The sequence below is a fragment of the Enhydrobacter aerosaccus genome, assembly GCF_900167455.1.
Classification (GTDB): domain Bacteria; phylum Pseudomonadota; class Alphaproteobacteria; order Reyranellales; family Reyranellaceae; genus Reyranella; species Reyranella aerosaccus.
In genome coordinates, this window is the sequence record NZ_FUWJ01000002.1 from 482,851 (window position 1) to 501,886 (window position 19,036).

18 protein-coding genes are annotated in these 19,036 nt (G+C 66.1%); 11 read left to right on the forward strand and 7 right to left on the reverse strand.

Going from position 1 to position 19,036, the window contains the following annotated elements:
- Positions 1–8 precede the first annotated feature (8 nt).
- The 8 genes from B5D62_RS11585 to B5D62_RS11620 all read left to right on the forward strand — a co-directional run bounded on the left by B5D62_RS11585 (position 9) and on the right by B5D62_RS11620 (position 8,203).
- The gene (locus B5D62_RS11585) at positions 9–1,289 is read left to right on the forward strand and encodes a glutamate-5-semialdehyde dehydrogenase (RefSeq protein WP_170920895.1); all 1,281 of its coding nucleotides are present in this window, start codon (positions 9–11) and stop codon (positions 1,287–1,289) included.
- A gap of 10 nt (positions 1,290–1,299) precedes the next feature.
- Positions 1,300–2,349 carry a nicotinate-nucleotide adenylyltransferase gene (locus B5D62_RS33975; protein ID WP_178097479.1) on the forward strand — a complete coding sequence of 350 codons (1,050 nt, stop codon included), beginning with the start codon at positions 1,300–1,302 and terminating at the stop codon, positions 2,347–2,349.
- A 4-nt stretch (positions 2,350–2,353) separates the two neighbouring features.
- The gene (gene rlmH / locus B5D62_RS11595; RefSeq protein WP_085934020.1) at positions 2,354–2,812 is read left to right on the forward strand and encodes a 23S rRNA (pseudouridine(1915)-N(3))-methyltransferase RlmH; all 459 of its coding nucleotides are present in this window, start codon (positions 2,354–2,356) and stop codon (positions 2,810–2,812) included.
- A gap of 54 nt (positions 2,813–2,866) precedes the next feature.
- The gene (locus B5D62_RS11600) at positions 2,867–3,457 is read left to right on the forward strand and encodes a hypothetical protein (protein ID WP_085934021.1); all 591 of its coding nucleotides are present in this window, start codon (positions 2,867–2,869) and stop codon (positions 3,455–3,457) included.
- The gene (gene gpmI / locus B5D62_RS11605) at positions 3,457–5,058 is read left to right on the forward strand and encodes a 2,3-bisphosphoglycerate-independent phosphoglycerate mutase (RefSeq protein WP_085934022.1); all 1,602 of its coding nucleotides are present in this window, start codon (positions 3,457–3,459) and stop codon (positions 5,056–5,058) included. Before B5D62_RS11600 ends, gpmI begins: the two co-directional genes overlap by 1 nt.
- A gap of 130 nt (positions 5,059–5,188) precedes the next feature.
- Positions 5,189–6,604: a S41 family peptidase gene (locus tag B5D62_RS11610; protein WP_085934023.1), complete on the forward strand. Its 1,416-nt coding sequence runs from the start codon at positions 5,189–5,191 to the stop codon at positions 6,602–6,604.
- 19 nt (positions 6,605–6,623) lie between these two features.
- Positions 6,624–7,736, forward strand: a complete 1,113-nt coding sequence (locus B5D62_RS11615) for a divergent polysaccharide deacetylase family protein (protein ID WP_085934024.1) — start codon at positions 6,624–6,626, stop codon at positions 7,734–7,736.
- Positions 7,733–8,203 (forward strand): RNA pyrophosphohydrolase, encoded by a 471-nt coding sequence (locus B5D62_RS11620; protein WP_085934025.1) that lies wholly within the window; start codon positions 7,733–7,735, stop codon positions 8,201–8,203. The genes B5D62_RS11615 and B5D62_RS11620 overlap by 4 nt, the downstream gene beginning before the upstream one ends.
- A gap of 27 nt (positions 8,204–8,230) precedes the next feature.
- On the opposite strand, the gene B5D62_RS11625 is transcribed toward B5D62_RS11620, so the two are convergent.
- From B5D62_RS11625 to B5D62_RS11655, 7 genes are all read right to left on the reverse strand, one after another.
- The gene (locus B5D62_RS11625; protein ID WP_085934026.1) at positions 8,231–9,049 is read right to left on the reverse strand and encodes a ferritin-like domain-containing protein; all 819 of its coding nucleotides are present in this window, start codon (positions 9,047–9,049) and stop codon (positions 8,231–8,233) included.
- Positions 9,050–9,159: 110 nt separating this feature from the next.
- Entirely contained in the window at positions 9,160–9,573 is a 414-nt protein-coding gene (locus B5D62_RS11630) for a F0F1 ATP synthase subunit epsilon (RefSeq protein ID WP_085934027.1), read from the reverse strand.
- 3 nt (positions 9,574–9,576) lie between these two features.
- The gene (gene atpD, locus B5D62_RS11635) at positions 9,577–11,001 is read right to left on the reverse strand and encodes a F0F1 ATP synthase subunit beta (RefSeq protein ID WP_085934028.1); all 1,425 of its coding nucleotides are present in this window, start codon (positions 10,999–11,001) and stop codon (positions 9,577–9,579) included.
- A gap of 37 nt (positions 11,002–11,038) precedes the next feature.
- Positions 11,039–11,917, reverse strand: a complete 879-nt coding sequence (locus B5D62_RS11640) for a F0F1 ATP synthase subunit gamma (protein ID WP_085934029.1) — start codon at positions 11,915–11,917, stop codon at positions 11,039–11,041.
- A 16-nt stretch (positions 11,918–11,933) separates the two neighbouring features.
- On the reverse strand, positions 11,934–13,460 hold the full coding sequence (atpA, locus tag B5D62_RS11645; protein ID WP_085934030.1) for a F0F1 ATP synthase subunit alpha: 1,527 nt from the start codon (positions 13,458–13,460) through the stop codon (positions 11,934–11,936).
- Complete coding sequence (locus B5D62_RS11650; RefSeq protein WP_085934031.1) at positions 13,461–14,024, reverse strand: F0F1 ATP synthase subunit delta; 564 nt, start codon at positions 14,022–14,024, stop codon at positions 13,461–13,463.
- Between the two features lie 185 nt (positions 14,025–14,209).
- Positions 14,210–16,393 carry a primosomal protein N' gene (locus B5D62_RS11655; RefSeq protein WP_231714786.1) on the reverse strand — a complete coding sequence of 728 codons (2,184 nt, stop codon included), beginning with the start codon at positions 16,391–16,393 and terminating at the stop codon, positions 14,210–14,212.
- A gap of 109 nt (positions 16,394–16,502) precedes the next feature.
- Between B5D62_RS11655 and fsa the strand changes: the two genes are divergently transcribed.
- From fsa to B5D62_RS11670, 3 genes are read left to right on the forward strand one after another with little or no spacing between them, the layout of a single operon-like run.
- The gene (gene fsa / locus B5D62_RS11660; RefSeq protein ID WP_085934033.1) at positions 16,503–17,159 is read left to right on the forward strand and encodes a fructose-6-phosphate aldolase; all 657 of its coding nucleotides are present in this window, start codon (positions 16,503–16,505) and stop codon (positions 17,157–17,159) included.
- Positions 17,160–17,174: 15 nt separating this feature from the next.
- Entirely contained in the window at positions 17,175–17,906 is a 732-nt protein-coding gene (locus B5D62_RS11665) for a DUF484 family protein (protein ID WP_085934034.1), read from the forward strand.
- Between the two features lie 9 nt (positions 17,907–17,915).
- On the forward strand, positions 17,916–18,857 hold the full coding sequence (locus tag B5D62_RS11670; protein WP_085934035.1) for a tyrosine recombinase XerC: 942 nt from the start codon (positions 17,916–17,918) through the stop codon (positions 18,855–18,857).
- The last annotated feature ends 179 nt before the right edge of the window (positions 18,858–19,036 follow it).

The following is a 19,036-nucleotide window of genomic DNA, read 5'->3' on the forward strand; positions in this document are numbered from 1 at the left end:
GTGCGGCCATGAACATCCAGACGAAGCCCGCGGAAGACGCCGCCGCCATCGTCGCCGAGCTTGGCCGCCGCGCGAAGCTCGCTTCGGCGGCGCTGCGCAACGCCACGACCGAGGCGAAGAACCGCGCGCTGTCCGAAGCCGCTCGCCTGATCCGGTCGGAGAAGACCGCGATCCTCACCGCCAATGCGCGCGATATCGAAGCGGCGAAGGCCGCCGGCATGACCACCGCCTTGCAGGATCGCCTGCTGCTCAACGAGGCCCGCATCGAGTCGATGGCCAAGGGTCTCGACGATATCGTCGCGCTGCCCGATCCGGTAGGCGCCGAGATCGAGCGCTGGCAGCGGCCGAACGGCCTCGTCATCAGCCGCGTGCGGGTGCCGATCGGCGTCATCGGGGTCATCTACGAGGCGCGGCCCAACGTGACGGCGGATGCCGGCGCCCTCTGCATCAAGTCCGGCAATGTCGTCGTGCTGCGCGGCGGATCCGACAGCTTCCATTCCTCGCGCAGCATCGTCGATCTCCTGCGGCGGGCCCTGAAAGGCGCCGGTCTGCCGGAGGATTGTGTGCAGCTCGTGCCCACGACCGATCGCGCCGCCGTCGGGGAGCTCCTCAAGGCTATGGACTGGCTCGACCTGATCGTGCCGCGCGGGGGCCGATCTCTGATCGACCGCGTTACGCAGGAGAGCCGCGTGCCGGTGCTGCGCCACTATGACGGCATTTGCCACGTCTACGTCGACCACGATGCCAATATCGACATGGCACGCGAGATCGTGGCCAACGCCAAGATGCGGCGCGTCAGCGTCTGCGGCGCGGCCGAAACGCTGCTGGTCGATCGGGCCGCGCTCGACACGCATCTGATGCCTATGCTGACCAAGCTGCACGAACTCGGCTGCGAGGTGCGTGGCGATGCCGAGGTTCGCCAGCGCGATCCGCAGGCCGTTGCGGCGACGGAAAAGGATTGGCGCACCGAGTATCTCGAGCCGGTCATTTCCGTGGCCACGGTGGAAGGCGTCGAAGGGGCGATCCGCCATATCGCCACCTATGGCAGCCAGCACACCGAATCGATCGTGACCGACAACGAGGCCACTGCCGAGCGCTTCCTCAAGGAAGTCGACAGCGCCATCGTCATGCATAATGCCAGCACGCAATTCGCCGATGGCGGCGAGTTCGGGCTCGGTGCGGAGATCGGGATCTCGACCAATCGCATGCATGCGCGCGGCCCCGTCGGATTGGTGGAGCTCACGACGTACAAGAACATCGTCCGCGGCAAGGGCACCTTGCGCCCATGAGCCCCCGCGCGTGATCTCCGCTCATCATCCGATGCCAGGCGTGCCGCGGGACACGCGGCGGCGCATCGGCCTCCTGGGCGGTTCCTTCAATCCGGCTCATGAAGGCCATCTCCATGTCAGCCTGGAGGCGCTGAAGCGATTGGGCCTCGACGAGGTCTGGTGGCTGGTCTCGCCACAAAATCCTCTGAAGAGCGGCGACGGCATGGAGCCGCTCACGACCCGACTGGCCGGCGCCAAGCTGATCGGCCGCCATCCGCGGCTGAGAGTCGAAGCGCCCGAGCTGCTGCTGGGCACGCGCTATACCCTCGACACCGTGCAGGCGCTGAAGCGGCTGTATCCGTGGGCGCGCTTCGTCTGGTTGATGGGCGCCGACATCCTGCCGCAACTGGTGCACTGGGAAGGATGGCGCGACCTTTTCGGCGCCATTCCGATCGCCGCCTTCGCCCGCCCGGGCTGGAGCTACGCGGCGCTGCAATCGGCAGCTCCGCGTGCCTTTGGGCGTTACCGCATCGAGCTGGGCCAGGTCCGGCGGCTCGCGGATTGCCGCCCGCCGGCCTGGTGCTTTATCCCAAGTCGTCTCGACAGCCATTCGGCAACCGCCATCCGGGCGATCCGCCCGAAACGCAGCAAAGCGAAAGGAAAGACCATCACCGACACGACCCGAAAGCTTCCTCCCGGAAGCAAGGCCGCCGATACCGAGCTCGCGCTGGTGCGCCGCTCGCTCGAAGACGACAAGGCCGAGGATATCGTCGTCATCGACCTCAAGACCAAATCCGCTTTCGCGGACTACATGGTCATCGCCTCTGGCCGCTCCACCCGCCAGGTCGTAGCGATCGCCGACCACCTCGCGGAGCGGCTGAAACACGCCGGCTACGGTTACATCCCGGTCGAAGGCAAGCAGGGCGGCGACTGGGTGCTGGTCGACGGCGGCAACGTGGTGGTCCACGTCTTCCGCCCCGAAACGCGCGCCTTCTACGGGCTGGAGAAGATGTGGGCGCTCGAAAACGAGGCCGCCGCCAAGCCGAAGGCCGCCAAGCCCCGTCGCAAGCGGGCCTCCTAGCCTCGTGAAGCTGACCATCGCCGCCATCGGCCGAGCCGGCCGAGGGCCCGAGCGCGATCTCTATGAGCACTATGCCAACCGCATCCGCTGGCCGCTGGTCCTGAAGGAACTCGAGGAAAAGCGTAAACTCAGTCCGCCCGAGATGGTGCGGCGCGAGGGCGAGCTGCTGCTGGCGGCCGTGCCGGCCGGCGCCACACTGGTGGCCCTCGATCGCCGCGGCAAGCAACTCGACAGCGAGGCCTTTGCCCGTCGCCTGGAGCGTTGGAGAGACGATTCCGTGACAGATGTGGCGTTCCTGATCGGCGGACCGGACGGGCACGGCGACGAGTTGCTCAAAAAGGCGACTCTGGTGCTGTCCTTCGGCGCCATGACGTGGCCACACCAGCTCGCCCGGGCCATGCTTGCCGAGCAAATTTACAGAAGTCAGCAACTTTTGGCCGGCCATCCCTATCATAGAGCATGACAAAGCGTCGTTTTTGCCTCTGTTCTGACGAAAAACCGGGACTAAATTGATCCCATGCACCCTTCGCTTCCCAGGCCTGTCGCCGCCCTGGCAGCCCTTGCCGTGACGGCCCTCTCGACCGTCGCGCTGGCCCAGACCCCGACCGCGGATACGCCTGCGGTCAAGCCCGTGCGCAGCATCCCCTATGTCTCGATCATGGGGGCGGACGGGAAGCAGCGTAACTACGAAACCAACGCCATCCCGCTGCTCTACAATCGCGCCTGCTTCGGCTGGCGCATGTATCTCGGCGGCCCCAACCGCACCGTGGCGCTGACCGAGGTTCTCACGACGTCGCAGCCGGCCGAGCAGGTGATTGCCGGTCCCGAGACGGAAGTCAGTCCCGACAAGACCAAGGCCACGACGCGCATGCGCGAGGTGGTGCAGGACGGCGTGCTGCAGCGCTCCTGGTGCATCATCCCCGGCGATCCGCCGGGCACCTACACCTACGACATAACGATCGACGGCGAGCCGCGCGGCGAGTTCGTGTTCTGCGCGATCGAAATCCCCGACCAGAATCCCAACACCGACCCGCGCGACCTGCACTGCCCGAACAAATTCAACTCGGTCGAGCGCATGCGTCCCACCAACAACGGCAAGGCATCCTGATGGCTTCTCGTCCGCGTCCCGCTGTCCTGTGCATCCTCGATGGTTGGGGATTCCGCACCGACCCGCGCGACAACGCCATCCTCGACGCCCGCACGCCCAATTACGACAAGCTGGTCGCGACCTGCCCGCAGGGCCTGATCGACGCATCGGAGACTTTCGTCGGCCTGCCGAAGGGGCAGATGGGCAATTCCGAGGTCGGGCACATGAATCTCGGCGCCGGTCGCGTCGCCGTGCCGGACCAGCCGCGAATCGACAAGGCCATCGAGGACGGATCGCTGGCCAGGAACGAAATTCTTGCCGAGCTGATCGCCACCCTGAAGAAGAATGGCGGCGCCTGTCATCTGATGGGGCTCGCGTCGCCGGGCGGCGTGCATGCGCATCAGGACCACCTGGTCGCCCTCGCCAATCGGATCGCCGGTGACGGTGTCCCGGTTTGGATCCATGCTTTCCTCGACGGTCGTGACATGCCGCCGCGCAGCGCCCATGAGTGCCTGCAGGCGATTCAGGCCGGCCTCAAAGCGGGACTGCCGATCCGCTTCGCCACGGTCACCGGGCGCTTCTATGCCATGGATCGCGACAAGCGCTGGGATCGCGTGAACGCGGCCTACGATGCCTTGGTCGATGCCGAGGGCAAGGCGGCCGTCGTCGAGACACCGGACCAGGCTGTCGATCAGGCCTATGCCGCCGACAAGAACGACGAGTTCGTCGAGCCGACGGTGATCAAGGGCTATGGCGGCATGAAGGATGGCGATGCCGTCCTGATGTTCAACTATCGCTCGGATCGGGCGCGCGAAATCCTGACCGCACTCGTCGATCCGATGTTCGACGGCTTCAAGCGCAGGCGCACGGTCAAGTTCTCGGATGCGGTCGGCATGGTCGAATATTCCGCGGCCCTCAATGAATTCCTGAAGACCCTCTTTCCGCCGACGACGATCAAGATGGGACTGGGCGAGACGATATCGCGGGCCGGCCTGAAGCAGCTGCGCATCGCCGAGACGGAGAAGTACGCGCACGTGACCTTCTTCTTCAACGGCGGCGAGGAACGGCAGTTCGAAGGCGAGGACCGGATCCTGGTTCCCTCGCCCAAGGTCCAGACCTACGACCTCAAACCCGAGATGAGTGCGCCGGAGGTCACGGACAAGCTCGTCGAGGCGATCGGGTCGGGCAAATACGACCTGATCGTGGTCAACTACGCCAACTCCGATATGGTCGGCCACACCGGCGAGCTGCCGGCCGCCATCAAGGCCATCGAAGCCGTCGATACCTGTCTCGGCCGTCTGATGGAGGCGGTCCGAGCCGCCGGCGGCGTCCTTCTCGTCACCGCCGACCACGGCAACGCCGAACAGATGTTCGACGAGGCGAGCGGCCAGAAGCACACCCAGCATACGCTGAACCGGGTACCCGCCCTGCTGTTCAACGGCCCTTCGGGGATCCGGTCGCTGGCGGACGGCAAGCTGGCCGACGTCGCGCCGACGATGCTGGACCTCATGGACGTGCCACAACCTTCGGAAATGACGGGACATTCCCTTCTTTCCACGGCCTCGAGGTCGGCGATCCTGGCCGTCCCCCACCAGGCCGCCGCTGCCGCCGCCTCCGCATGAATGTGAAAGCCCGTGATGGCCACGTCGCCTTGATCCCGCCAAAGACGCACGGGTATCTTACCGCCCAACGCGCGTTGATCCTTTTTGCCTGACCGGTTTGCGGCGGGCGTTGTTTTGCAAAGGCCTCCCTATGACGACTCGTCTGCGATTTGCCTCCGTCGCCGCGACCCTGGCGTTCCTGACTCTGCCGGCGATCGTTCCCGCCTCCGCGCAGGACAAGACCGACAAGGCCCCTGGGGGCGACAAGAGCGAACTCTATCAACAGCTGAATCTGTTCGGCGATGTGCTCGAGCGAATTCGCCGGGACTATGTCGAACCCGTCGACGAGAAATCCCTGATCGAGAATGCCATCAACGGCATGCTGGCCTCGCTCGATCCGCATTCGAGCTACATGAACCCCAAGAGCTACAAGGACATGCAGGTCCAGACTCGCGGGGAGTTCGGGGGCCTCGGCATCGAGGTCACGATGGAGAACGGCGTCATCAAGGTCGTCTCCCCAATCGACGACACGCCGGCCTCCAAGGCGGGCCTGCAGCCGGGTGACCTGATCTTCGCGCTCGACGGCGAGCCGGTGCAGGGCCTGACGCTGCAGGAAGCGGTCGACAAGATGCGCGGCAAGATCGGCTCGCCCATCAAGATCTCCGTCAAGCGGGCGAACAAGGATCCGTTCGATCTGACGCTGACCCGCGAGAGCATCAAGGTGAAGTCGACCCGCTATCACCTCGAGGGCGATGTCGGCTATATCCGCGTCACCTCCTTCACCGAGCAGAGCACGTCCGGCGTGCTCGATGCCATCGAGCATCTCAAGAAGGAGGCCGGCGGCAAGCTGAAGGGCTACGTCCTTGATCTCCGCAACAATCCTGGCGGTCTGCTCGACCAGGCCATCTCCATGGTCGACGCCTTCCTCGACAAGGGCGAGATCGTTTCGGTCAAGGCCCGCAAGGCCGAGGACGTGCAGCGCTGGAATGCCAAGCCGGGCGATGTCACCAACGGCCTGCCGATCGTGGTGCTGGTGAATGGCGGCTCCGCCTCGGCCTCGGAGATCGTGGCCGGCGCGTTGCAGGACCATCACCGCGCCATCATCCTGGGCACCCGCACCTTCGGTAAGGGCTCGGTGCAGACCATCATGCAGGTGACCGGCGGCGGCGCGATCCGTCTCACCACCGCGCTCTACTTCACGCCGTCGGGCCGTTCGATCCAGAAGGAAGGCATCAAGCCCGACATCGAGGTCGAGCAGGCGAAGGTCGAGCCGATCCAGGGCCGCCCGGGCTTCCGCGAGGAGAATCTGCGGCGCTCGATCGCCAATCCGATCGACAAGCCGACGACGGCCGACAAGCCGACGACCGACAAGCCCACGCCGCCGGATGCCAACGCAAAGCCGGCCAAGCCGGAGGACAAGCCGGCCGCCGGCCAGGCTCCGGCGCCTAGCGCGCCGCAGGCCAATGTCGATCCGGACGAGCCGCCGAAGGACTCGGTGCAGGATTACCAGCTCCTGCGCGCGGTCGATTTGATCCGCGGCATCTCGCTCTACAGCAGCCGGAACTGAGCGCGAGCCAGCGACTGCCATGGCGGAAGAGCCGGGCAAAGACCTTGTCCGGTGGCGCCCGCCCCGGAATCCGCTGAACAGTCCGATCGCCGCCTATGCGCTGGTGATCGGGATGACGGTGGGATGCGGGGCCTTGGTCTATTCCCACATCGAACGGCCGCCGGTCCTGATCGAGGAGGCAGCCGCCGCGGCGGTGCCGCCGGCCCGCGCGTCGATCTCGCTGAAATTGCCGGCGCGGACTCAGGCCCCCCTCCATTTCCGCACGCTCACGCTCGCCGAACGCGACGACCTGGTGGAAGTCACGCCGGACGGGCTGCGCCTTCCCAAGATCGCCTCTGACGGCTGGATGCCGTGGATCGCCTATGCTCGGCGCTACGATCCCGACGGCCCCGCGGCCCGTGTCGGACTGCTGATGATCAATCTCGGCGCCGACGAAGCGCTGATGCGACGGGCCATCGATGACCTGCCCGGCGAGGTCAGCCTCGCCTTCCTGCCCGGCACGCCCGACCTGCCGAAGTGGATGAAGCGTGCCCACGCGCGCGACCACGAGACCTATCTGATGATGCCGGTCGACGATCCCGGCGGTATCGGCGAACGTGGCATTCGCCCTATCGACCCTGCCGCCGATGGCGACGAGAACGTGCGGCGCCTGCGCCAGGCGATGGCCCGCGGCGAAGGCTATGTCGGCTTCGTCATGCCGGCGGCGGAGCAAGTGTCCCGCGCCGAAACCGTGGCCCGGCCACTGGTGAAGGAGATCGCCGATCGCGGCCTTGCCCTGATCGAGATCGATCCCGGGATGACGCCGTCGGCGATGTACGGCCTCACGATCGAACTCGGTGTGGGCTACGCCCGTACCTCGACCGTGCTCGACTACAAGCTGGCGCGCAACGGCATCGACGGCAATCTCGACCGCCTGGCCGAATGGACCGGCGAGAGCTGGCCGGGCCGTCCGCCGCGCCACGACTTCGGCGTGCTGCAACCTGACAATGCGGCGATCGACGCGATCGTCTCCTGGCGTCAGCGCCTTGCCAGGCAGAGCGCCGTCTCGTTCGTGCCGATCATCGGCCAGTTCGAATGCCGCACGGCGTGTCTTGCGCGCCTGCGCGCCCAGCCGGACCAGTTGAGGCCATGATCACCAACGTTCCCAAGCACTATCGCCCCAATGTCGGGCTGATGTTGATCTCCAGCGACCGCCGGATCTTCGTCGGCGAGCGGGCTGGCATGCCGGGCGCCTGGCAGATGCCGCAAGGTGGCGTCGATGACGGCGAGACCGCGATCGAGGCCGCCTGTCGCGAGCTCGCCGAAGAAGTCGGCACCAACCGCGCGCTGTTGATGCGCGAAAGCCGCGACTGGCTGACCTACGACTTCCCCTCCGACATTGGCCGCAAGCGCTGGCAGGGTCGCTGGCGCGGCCAAGCGCAGAAGTGGTTTGCCCTCGCCTTCACCGGTCGCGACGAGGACATCGACATCCACGCCCATGATCACGAATTCGATGCCTGGAAATGGGCGTCAGCGGCCGAAGTGCTCGACCTGATCGTCGCCTTCAAGCGGCCCGTCTACGAGACGGTGCTGGCGGAGTTCAAGGATCTGGTTTCCTAGAGCCCACGCCGACGCGCACTCGACGTCCTAAGCGCCCTGCTCCGCGAGCCGCGTCGAGCGCCGGCGCAGGAACCAGAGGCCGAGCCGGGTCAGGAAGTCGTTCAACCAGCCCTGCGGCTGCAGGCCGACCGCCTTCAGCACCATCGCCATCGCCCGTTGCACATGATTGGGCTGATAGAGCGGATAGGCTCGGCGCGCGTAGGCTTCCATGGCCTTCTTGCGATCGTACACGGCGCCTTCCGGCGCGTTGGCGGCGAAGTAGGCATAAGCCAGCTCATCGTCGTCGCTCTCGGCAAGGCGGCCCCAGCTGATGCGCAGGCGCTTGAGCTTGCTCAGTTGATCGCGCTCGAGGCAGCGGCGCAGGTGATCGTAGAAGAGCTTGTAGTGGCGGAATTCGTCGGCAGCGATCTTGGCGCAGACCTGCCTCAGCACCGGCTCGGCCGCCGCATCCTTGAGCGCGCTGTAATAGGAACTGGTCCCGGTCTCGACGATGCAGCGCGCCAGCATCTCGCCGGCCTGGCTGCCGCGTACCGATTCGGACACGTCGAGCGGCACTTTGTAGCCCGCACGGAAACGCGCAAAGGCGGCATCGAAATCCCAGCTCGGGTCGGCCATCTGCGCCCAGCGCCCCAGCGCCATGCCGTGCTGGATCTCTTCCTCAGCCCAGCGGTCGACATCGGCGACGACGGTCGGATCGTCGGCAAACACCCGGTTGAGATAGACGCGATAGTCGCCGCCATTGCGCTCGACCATGGCCGCAGCCTTGATATTGCGCAGGATCTCGGGATCGACTTTCGATGCGTCGAAGCGATCCCAAGCGATCGAGTCGAGTGTCCAGCTACCCATGTCAGAGCCCCCGGCGACCGTCGTGTAAGCGTAATAAAGCGGTCCCGGGCCCCGCTTTCAATGGGGCCGACAGGACTATCCGGACAGATTATTTCGCGTAGGGACTGAAATCAGCGGCTGGCGTAGTAGGCCTGGGCCCGCCGCAGTTCCTTGGCGATGGCCAGATCCTTGGTCGCCGCCGCTCGCTCTGCCTCGCTCGCCGCGTCGACCAGGTCTTCCTCGGCGGTCCGCTCGCGCTGGGCGAGCACCTCCGCCGTGGCCTCCTCGAACGGGATCGCCTCGTCGGCCAGAACCGTGCAGCGCTCCGGCGTCACTTCGGCAAAGCCGCCGACGATGACGAAGCGCTGGTCGACCTTGTTGCCCTGATAGACCTCGAGGACACCCGGGCGGATGGTCGAGATCAGCGGCGCGTGGCCCTGAAGGACGCCGAAGTCGCCCTCGCTGCCCGGCACCACGACCATATCGGCCTCGATGGCAAGCAGCTCGCGCTCCGGCATCACCAGACGGAAGGAGAACTTGGCCATCTGTTAGGCCGCCTCGCCCGCGAGCTTCTTCGCCTTGGCCACGGCCTCCTCGATGGTGCCGACCATGTAGAAGGCGGCTTCCGGCAGCGAGTCGTAATCGCCGGCGACGATGCCCTTGAAGGCCTTGATCGTATCCTCGAGCTTCACGAACACGCCCGGCGTGCCGGTGAAGACCTCGGCCACGTGGAACGGCTGGCTGAGGAAGCGGGCGATCTTGCGGGCGCGCGCCACGACCAGCTTGTCCTCTTCCGATAGCTCGTCCATGCCCAGGATGGCGATGATGTCCTGCAGCGACTTGTACTGCTGCAGCACGCGCTGCACCGAACGGGCGACATCGTAGTGTTCCTCGCCGACGATACGCGGATCGAGCATGCGTGAGGTCGAGTCGAGCGGATCGACGGCCGGGAAGATCGCCTGCTCGGCGATCGAGCGGCTGAGCACGGTCGTCGCGTCCAAGTGGGCGAAGGAGGTCGCCGGCGCCGGGTCGGTCAAGTCGTCGGCCGGCACGTAGATGGCCTGCACCGAGGTGATCGAACCCTTCTTGGTCGAGGTGATGCGCTCCTGCAGGGCGCCCATGTCGGTGGCCAGCGTCGGCTGATAACCCACCGCCGAAGGAATGCGGCCCAGCAGCGCCGACACTTCCGAACCGGCCTGGGTGAAGCGGAAGATGTTGTCGACGAAGAACAGCACGTCCTGGCCTTCGGCGTCACGGAAGTATTCCGCCGCCGTCAGGCCCGACAGGGCGACGCGGGCACGCGCTCCCGGCGGCTCGTTCATCTGGCCGTACACCAGCGCCACCTTCGACCCCGGACCGTCGAGCTTGATGACGCCCGACTCGATCATCTCGTGATAGAGGTCGTTGCCCTCGCGGGTACGCTCGCCGACACCGGCGAACACCGACACGCCGCCATGCGCCTTCGCGACGTTGTTGATCAGCTCCATGATCGTCACGGTCTTGCCAACGCCAGCGCCGCCGAACAGGCCGATCTTGCCGCCCTTGGCGTAGGGGGCGAGCAGGTCGATGACCTTGATGCCCGTGACCAGGATCTGCGCTTCCGTCGACTGCTCGACGAACTCGGGCGCCGAGCGATGGATCGGCAGCGTCTGCTTGGCATTGACCGGGCCGCGCTCGTCCACCGGCTCGCCGATCACGTTCAGGATGCGGCCGAGCGTCTCGGGGCCGACCGGCATGGCGATCGGACCGCCGGTGTCGACCGCCTTCTCGCCGCGCACCAGACCGTCGGTGGTGTCCATCGCGATGGCGCGGACTTCCGATTCGCCCAGATGCTGCGCCACTTCGAGCACCAGCTTGCGACCGCCGCTCTCGACGTGCAGCGCGTTCAGGATGTTCGGCAGGTCGGCGTCGAAGCGCACGTCCACGACCGCGCCCGTAATCTGGGTGATCGTGCCGATGTTGTTGGTGGCCATGACGGTATCCCTTTCCTTCGATTGCGGTCGGCGCGGGCTAGACGGCCTCGGCGCCGGAGATGATCTCGATCAGTTCCTTGGTGATGGTGGCCTGACGCGAGCGGTTCATCTGCAGCGTCAGCTTCTTGATCACGTCGCCCGCGTTGCGCGAGGCATTGTCCATCGCCGTCATCTGCGAGCCGTAGAAGCTCGCCGCGTTCTCGAGCAGCACGCGGAAGATCTGGACGGTGAGGTTGCGCGGCAGCAGGTCGGCCAGGATCGCGCCCTCGTCGGGCTCGAACTCGTAGATCGCGCCGCCGGTGGTCGCGGGACCGCCATCGCCTTCCGGCGGCTGCGCCGGAATGAGCTGCTGCGCGGTCACGATCTGGCTGATCGCCGACCGGAAGCGGTTGTAGATGACCGTGGCGACGTCGAACTCGCCGGCATCGAACAGCTGCGTCACCCGAGCCGTCACCTTCAGGGCGTCGGCGTAGCTGACTCGCGGGCGTCCGAGGTCGGTGATGGTGTCGACGATCATCGACCCGAAGTCGCGACGCAGCTGGTCGCGGCCCTTGCGGCCGACGCACAGGATCTTGACCGTCTTGCCCTCGGCCATCAGGGCGCGGATGACGCGGCGCGCCTCACGCACGATGGAGCTGTTGAAGGCGCCGCATAGACCGCGATCGGCGGTGGCGACGATCAGCAGTTGGACCTGGTCCGAGCCGGTGCCGGCCAGCAGACGCGGCCCTGCACCCTTGAAGCTCTGGCCCAGCGCCGCCAGGACCTTGTCCATCGCCTCGGCGTAGGGCCGGGCGGCCATGGCTTGCTCCTGGGCACGCCGCAGCTTGGCCGCGGCCACCATCTTCATGGCCTTCGTGATCTTCTGCGTCGACTGAACGCTTCGGATCCGAAGGCGGTAGGTTTTGAGACTGGGCATTGGAGCTCAGCGATCCTCAGGCGAACTTCTTGGTGAAGTCGGTCAGGAACGCCTTCAGCTTCTCGTCCGTGTCCTTGGCGATCTCGCGCTTCTCCCGGATGGCGGCCAGGATCGAACCCTCGGCCCGCAGCCCGTCGAGCATCTGATGCTCGTAGTCGCCGACGCGGTTGACGGGCAGGTTGTCGAGGAAGCCGCGGGTGCCGGCATAGATCGAGGCGACCTGCTCCTCGACCGGCATCGGGCTGTACTGGCCCTGCTTCAGCAACTCGGTCAGGCGCTGACCGCGCGCCAGCAGGCGCTGGGTCGAGGCGTCGAGATCCGAGGCGAACTGCGCGAAGGCCGCCATCTCGCGATACTGCGCCAGCTCGAGCTTGATGGTGCCGGCGACCTGCTTCATCGCCTTGATCTGGGCGGCCGAGCCGACGCGGCTGACCGACAGACCGACGTTAATGGCCGGACGGATACCCTGATAGAAGAGCTCGGTCTCGAGGAAGATCTGGCCGTCGGTGATCGAGATCACGTTGGTCGGAATGTAGGCCGACACGTCGCCGGCCTGCGTCTCGATGACCGGCAGCGCGGTGAGCGAGCCCGAGCCGTTCTTCTCGTTCAGCTTGGCGGCGCGCTCGAGCAGGCGCGAGTGGAGATAGAACACGTCGCCCGGATAGGCTTCGCGGCCCGGCGGACGACGCAGCAGCAGCGACATCTGGCGATAGGCGACGGCCTGCTTGGAAAGATCGTCGTACACGATCACGGCATGCATGCCGTTGTCGCGGAAATACTCGCCCATGGCGCAGCCGGCGTAGGGCGCCAGGAACTGCATCGGCGCCGGGTCGGACGCGGTCGCGGCCACGACGATGGAGTATTCCATCGCACCGTTGTCCTCGAGCGTCTTGACGATCTGCGCCACCGTGGAGCGCTTCTGGCCGACGGCGACGTACACGCAGTAGAGCTTGCGGCTCTCGTCGTTGCCCTTGTTGATCGGCTTCTGGTTGATGAAGGTGTCGATGGCCACGGCGGTCTTGCCGGTCTGGCGGTCGCCGATGATCAGTTCGCGCTGGCCGCGTCCGATCGGCACCAGCGAGTCGATCGCCTTGAGGCCGGTCTGCATCGGCTCGTTCACCGACTTGCGCGGAATGATGCCCGGCGCCTTCAGCTCGACGAGGCGGCGCTCGGTCGACTGGATCGGGCCCTTGCCATCGATCGGATTGCCGAGACCGTCGACCACGCGGCCGAGCAGGCCCTTGCCCACCGGCACGTCGACAATCGCGCCCGTGCGCTTGACGGTGTCGCCTTCCTTGATGGTGCGATCGTCGCCGAAGATAACGACGCCGACATTGTCCTTCTCGAGGTTGAGGGCCATGCCCTTGATGCCGCCCGGGAACTCGACCATCTCGCCGGCCTTGACGCTGTCGAGGCCATAGACGCGGGCGATACCGTCACCGACGGAGAGGACCTGGCCGACCTCGGCGACTTCGGCTTCAGCGCCGAAGTTGGCGATCTGCTGCTTCAGAATGGCCGAGATTTCGGCGGCACGGATTTCCATTTAAGCAACTCCCTTCATGGCGAGCTGCAGGCGCTGCAGCTTGCTGCGGATGGATGAATCGAACAGGCGGGAACCGACTTTGACGACGAGGCCGCCGAGAATGTCGGGATCAACCTGCGCATCGACGGAGACCTTGGCACCGCCCAGCACGCCCCGCAGCGTGTCGGTGAGCTGCTGCAGCTGCGCCTCGGTCAGTGGAATGGCGGTGGTCACGGTCGCCGTGGTCTCGCCGCGACGGCGCGCCAGCTCGGCAAGGAACGCCTTGGCCATGCCGGGAAGATCCCTAGCGCGACCATTGGCGGCGACGGTGCCGACGAAATTGCGGGTCAGGCCCTGGATGCCGACCGCATCGAGCACCGCAAGCAGCCCCTTGGTCTGGGCGGCACGGCCGATGATCGGGCTGGCGATCAGCCGCGCGAGGTCCTTGCTCTCGGCGATCAGCTTGCGGATGGTGGCCAGGTCCTGCGCGACCTGGTCAAGAGCCCGCGCATTGTCGGCCAGATCGAACAGCGCACTGGCATAGCGGTCGGCAACGGCCGATGTAGCCGAGGTAGCGTTTGACACGTCGAAAGCCTCTCCCCTGCCGAGTCCGGCTGGTAAGCCCTTGAAAACCCAAAGTCTTTCCCGGCAGAACGCCCCCTTTGTCGCGCGCCGCCCAGGCCGGAAAAGCGCGCGTTGCTACCATGCGCCCCTTCCCGCTGCAAGGTCACTAAAGCCCCGTATTACCTGCCTTTTCCGCAATCCCCTCTCTACATGAAGGAATAGGGATCGATATCGATCTGCAGACGGACCGAAGCCGGCAGGCCGATCTTGCTGAGCCAGGCGTGCAATAGCGGTTGCACCGCAATATCGCGCCCTGTCTTGAGCAGGAACCGCCGGCGATGCCGGCCGCGCAGCAGCGCCAGCGGTGCGGTGGAAGGTCCGAGGACCGTGACGCCCGGCTGATGCGGTGCCTGGCGGGCGATGGCGGCACAGACGTTATCCACCAGGGCGGCATCGGGTCCGGAGACGACGAGCGCCGCCAGCCGACCATAGGGCGGCATGCCGGCGGCGGCGCGGCCCGCGAGCTCGGCCGTAACAAAGCGGTCACGATCGTTGGCCACCAGCGCCTGCATCACCGGATGCTCGGGCATGTGCGTTTGAACCAGCGCCCGGCCAGGCCGATCCTGTCGGCCGGCACGACCAGCCACTTGATAGAGGAGCTGGAACGTCCGCTCGCCGGCGCGCAGGTCGCCGCCGTTCAATCCCAGATCGGCATCGACCACCACGACGAGCGTGAGATTGGGAAAGTGGTGGCCCTTCGCCGCCATCTGCGTGCCGATAAGGATGTCGATCTCGCCGGCAATCATGCGTTCGACGGCGGCCGTCGCCTCGGCGCGGCTGACGAGGCTGTCCGAGGTGAAGAGTTCGACCCGCGCCTCCGGAAAGAGCGCATGCGCCTCTTCCGCCAGCCGTTCCACGCCCGGTCCGCACGCCACGAAGTGATCGATGGCGCCGCAATGCTTGCAGGTCCGCGCCGGCGGCTCGCTGTAGCCGCAATGGTGGCAGATCAGCACGCGCCGGAAGCGATGCTCCACCAGCCAGGCCGAGCATTGCGGACATTCCAGCCCGTGACCGCAGGCACGACACAGCGTGATCGGGGCATAGCCGCGGCGATTGAGGAAGAGCAGCACCTGCTCGCCGGCTGCCAGCGTCTCCTTCATCGCGTCGATGACCGGCGGCGACAGCCAATGGCCGCGCGGCGGCGGCGCCTTGCGCAGATCGACGGCGGCAAGGGTCGCCAGTTTCTGGCCGCCGTGGCGTGCCGGCAGATGAAGCGCGCCATAGCGTCCCGCCGTGACGTTGGTGATGCTTTCGAGCGACGGCGTCGCCGAGGCAAGAACGACCGGGGCGGAAACGAGACGCGCGCGCACCACCGCCATGTCGCGCGCATTGTAGGTGACACCTTCTTCCTGCTTGAAGGAGCCGTCATGCTCCTCGTCGACGACGATCAGACCGAGATCGGCGAAAGGCAGGAACAGGGCGGAGCGCGCGCCGACCACGACGCTGACGCGACCATCGGCAATGGCGCGCCAGGTCTCGCGCCGCTCGAGGCTGGTGAGATCCGAGTGCCACGATGCCGGTGCGGCGCCGAAGCGATCCTCGAAGCGTTTCAACCATTGCGCCGTCAGAGCGATCTCCGGCAACAGCACCAGGACCTGTCGCCGCTCCGCCAGCGTCGCCGCGATGGCTTCGAAATAGACTTCCGTCTTGCCGGCGCCCGGGACACCGTCGAGCAGAGTCGCGGAGAAAGCATGGGCCTTCACCTTGTCGATCAGCGCATCCGCCACGCGTCTCTGTTCGGGGGAAAGCGTCGGACCATCGTGCAGGCCGTCCGGCTGCGGGAAGGATCGCCGCATGACCCGCGCCTCGGCCGACAGCAGGCCGATCGAGGCCATAGTCTTCACCACCGACGGACCGACGCCGGCAAGATGCGCGAGCTCCGCAACGGGCATGGCCGGCCCATCCTTCAGCGCCTCGAGCACGCGGCGCCGTGCCGCGGTAAGCTTGAGGTCGGTGTCGCCGATGGCCTCGGCCGGGCGATAGACGAGTTCGGTCCGGGGCGCCTCGAGCGCGGATGTCGATCCCATGGTCATGCGCAACACCGCGCCCGGCGGCGCCAGAGTGTAGGCGGCGACCCAATCGACGAAGCGACGCAGCGTCTCCGCCATCGGCCGCGCCGGCAGCACACTGACGATATCGCGCAGCTTCTCGCGCGGCACCTCGCCCGTCCCCTCGCCCCAAACCACCCCCAATATTTCGCGCTTGCCCAGCGGCACGACCACGAAGCTGCCCGCCGGAACCTCCAGACTGTCGGGCACGCTGTAGTCGTAGGCATCGGCAAGCGGCAGCGGCAGCAGGACCTTCACCGTCCTGAGGTCGATGTTTTCCACCGATTCCGGACGCGCCGGTCCCAACCCCTCGGCTTGTGGCTGCGAGGGCGAATCGCTAGAAATTGCGGCGGCGCGCCAATCCGAACCACTGGCCATTGGGGTATTTTATATGAAGTTCTTTGTCGATACCGCCGATGTCGCCGAGATCAAGGACCTCGCGTCGTCGGGGCTCTTGGATGGCGTCACGACCAATCCCTCGCTGATCATGAAGGCCGGCCGGCCCATGCTCGAGGTGATCAAGGAAATCTGCGCCATCGTTCCTGGCCCGGTCAGCGCCGAAACGGTCGCGACCGACCACAAGAAGATGCTCGAAGAGGGCAGAAAGCTCGCCAAGATCGCCAAGAACGTGGCGGTGAAGGTGCCGCTGACGCCCGACGGGCTCAAGACCTGCAAGGCGCTGGCGGCCGAAGGCACGATGGTGAACGTCACCCTGTGCTTCTCCGCTGCGCAGGCGCTGCTCGCGGCCAAGGCCGGCGCCACCTTCGTGTCGCCGTTCGTCGGTCGTCTCGACGATATCGGCCAGGACGGCATGTATCTCATCGAAGAGATCATGACGATCTATCGCCAGTATCCCGATCTCAAGACGCAGGTGCTGGTGGCCTCTGTCCGCCATAGCCAGCATGTCGTGCAGGCCGCCAAGCTCGGCGCTCATGTCGCGACCGTGCCACCGGCGGTCTTGCGCAGCCTGTTCAAGCACGTCCTGACCGACAACGGTCTCAAGGCTTTTCTCGACGACTGGGCCAAGACCGGCCAGTCGATCCTCTAGGCGCGGAGATCGGGGATGGCGAACGACGGTATCGTTACGGCGCCGGACGGATCGGGCCGGCAGGTCAAGCTGATCACCGCTGACGACGTCGTCGCCTATCTGAAGGCGCATCCCGACTTCTTTACCAAGCAAGCCGAGCTGGCGGCCGAGCTCGGCCTGTCCTCCGCTCTGCAGGGGCCGGGCGTGATCGACATGCAGCAGGCGATCCTCAAGCGCCTGCGCGGCGAGATCGATCGTCTCAAGAGCGAGCGCACCGAGATCATCGCCAATTCCAAGCAGAACCAGATCGTCCAGAATCGCATCCAGGCGGCGGTCATCAGCATCATCCAGGCGCCGACCTTCGAGAAGATGATCCAGGTCGTGACTCACGACCTGCCGGAACTCCTGGACGTCGACTTCATCACTCTGGCGATCGAGGCCAATGCCGACGCACCGCGGAAGGCGCCGGTGCGCGGCATCTACGTTCTGGCGCCGGGCGCGATCGATGTTGCGATCGGCGAGGAAAAGCATGCGCGGCTGCGCAGCAACGTCGCTGGCGAGGAAGCCTTCTTCGGCGATGTCGCCCGCTTCGTGCAGTCCGACGTCCTGCTGCGCCTGCGCGTCTCCACCGGTTCGCCCGATGGCGTGATGTGCTTCGGATCGCGCAATCCGGAGGCGTTCGGACCGGACATGGCGACCGAGCTGCTGTTCTTTCTGGCCAAGGTGCTGGAAAACACGATCCGCGCCTGGCTCGATCTGCCGGAATAGAAACGCTCCATGGCCATGAGCCTGACAGCCGCACGGGAGGCCTGGAGGGACTGGCTCAAGAGCGAACGTCGGCTCGCGGCGCATACCCTGGTCGCCTACGAACACGACGTCGCGACCTTCCTCGATTTCATGACGACCTATCTCGGCGCGCCGCCGACCTTGACGGCGCTGGAGAAGCTGAAGCCCGCCGAGTTTCGCGCCTGGCTTGCGGACCGTGCGCATCAGGGGCTGGCGCGCACCTCGACCGCACGCGCCTTCTCGTCCGTGCGGTCCTTCTTCCGCTTCCTCGACAAGAACAAGCTCGCCCACAATGCCAGCATCGGCGCGCTCAAGACTCCGAAGCTGCCGCATTCGGTGCCGAAGGCGCTGTCCGAACCGGACATGGAGGGTGTGCTGGACGCCGAGTCGGAACAGGACCGCGCGCCCTGGATCGACAGGCGCGACACAGCCGTCCTGCTGCTGCTCTACGGTGCCGGGCTGCGCATCGCCGAGGCGCTGGAACTGACAAAGGGCACCGTCGAGGGACTTCTCAAGGCAGGGCAGGACACGCTGGCTGTCACCGGCAAGGGCAACAAGACCCGGATCGTCCCGCTCCTGCCGCAGACGCTCGAGGCGCTGGTCGCGTATCGCGACTCCTGCCCCTATCTGGCCGCCCTCGCCCCCCACCATGCCTTTTTCCTCGGCGCGCGTGGCGGGCCGCTCGATCCGGCCATCATCCAGAAACGCGTGCGCGAGATTCGCCGGCAGCTCGGCCTGCCCGAAAGCGTCACGCCGCATGCGTTGCGTCATTCATTCGCGACCCACCTGCTCGGCGCCGGCGGCGATCTGCGCACCATCCAGGAACTGCTGGGCCACGCCAGCCTGTCGACCACCCAGCGCTACACCGATGTCGACAGTGCCCGGCTGAGCGCCGTCTATCGCGCCGCCCATCCGCGCGCCAAGCTCCGCTGAGCGGCTTGACAAGGACGGCGATCGCGGGATCGCCATTAAATAAATGGAACAATAATGGGAGCTGGATCCTGCCGAGGTGAGTCACGGTATGCTGGGATCGGGGCGCTCGCTCGCGGGACATGGTTCCACCGGCAATCATAAGGCCGGGCCCGCAACCAACCGATTCCGGTCGCCAACGC

Coding starts and splice junctions, on each gene's coding strand:
- B5D62_RS11585 (WP_170920895.1), top strand. CDS start 9: ATGAACATCCAGACGAAGCCCGCGGAAGACGCCGCCGCCATCGTCGCC.
- B5D62_RS11600 (WP_085934021.1), top strand. CDS start 2,867: ATGCACCCTTCGCTTCCCAGGCCTGTCGCCGCCCTGGCAGCCCTTGCC.
- gpmI (WP_085934022.1), top strand. CDS start 3,457: ATGGCTTCTCGTCCGCGTCCCGCTGTCCTGTGCATCCTCGATGGTTGG.
- B5D62_RS11610 (WP_085934023.1), top strand. CDS start 5,189: ATGACGACTCGTCTGCGATTTGCCTCCGTCGCCGCGACCCTGGCGTTC.
- B5D62_RS11615 (WP_085934024.1), top strand. CDS start 6,624: ATGGCGGAAGAGCCGGGCAAAGACCTTGTCCGGTGGCGCCCGCCCCGG.
- B5D62_RS11620 (WP_085934025.1), top strand. CDS start 7,733: ATGATCACCAACGTTCCCAAGCACTATCGCCCCAATGTCGGGCTGATG.
- B5D62_RS11625 (WP_085934026.1), bottom strand. CDS start 9,049: ATGGGTAGCTGGACACTCGACTCGATCGCTTGGGATCGCTTCGACGCA.
- B5D62_RS11630 (WP_085934027.1), bottom strand. CDS start 9,573: ATGGCCAAGTTCTCCTTCCGTCTGGTGATGCCGGAGCGCGAGCTGCTT.
- atpD (WP_085934028.1), bottom strand. CDS start 11,001: ATGGCCACCAACAACATCGGCACGATCACCCAGATTACGGGCGCGGTC.
- B5D62_RS11640 (WP_085934029.1), bottom strand. CDS start 11,917: ATGCCCAGTCTCAAAACCTACCGCCTTCGGATCCGAAGCGTTCAGTCG.
- atpA (WP_085934030.1), bottom strand. CDS start 13,460: ATGGAAATCCGTGCCGCCGAAATCTCGGCCATTCTGAAGCAGCAGATC.
- fsa (WP_085934033.1), top strand. CDS start 16,503: ATGAAGTTCTTTGTCGATACCGCCGATGTCGCCGAGATCAAGGACCTC.
- B5D62_RS11665 (WP_085934034.1), top strand. CDS start 17,175: ATGGCGAACGACGGTATCGTTACGGCGCCGGACGGATCGGGCCGGCAG.
- B5D62_RS11670 (WP_085934035.1), top strand. CDS start 17,916: ATGGCCATGAGCCTGACAGCCGCACGGGAGGCCTGGAGGGACTGGCTC.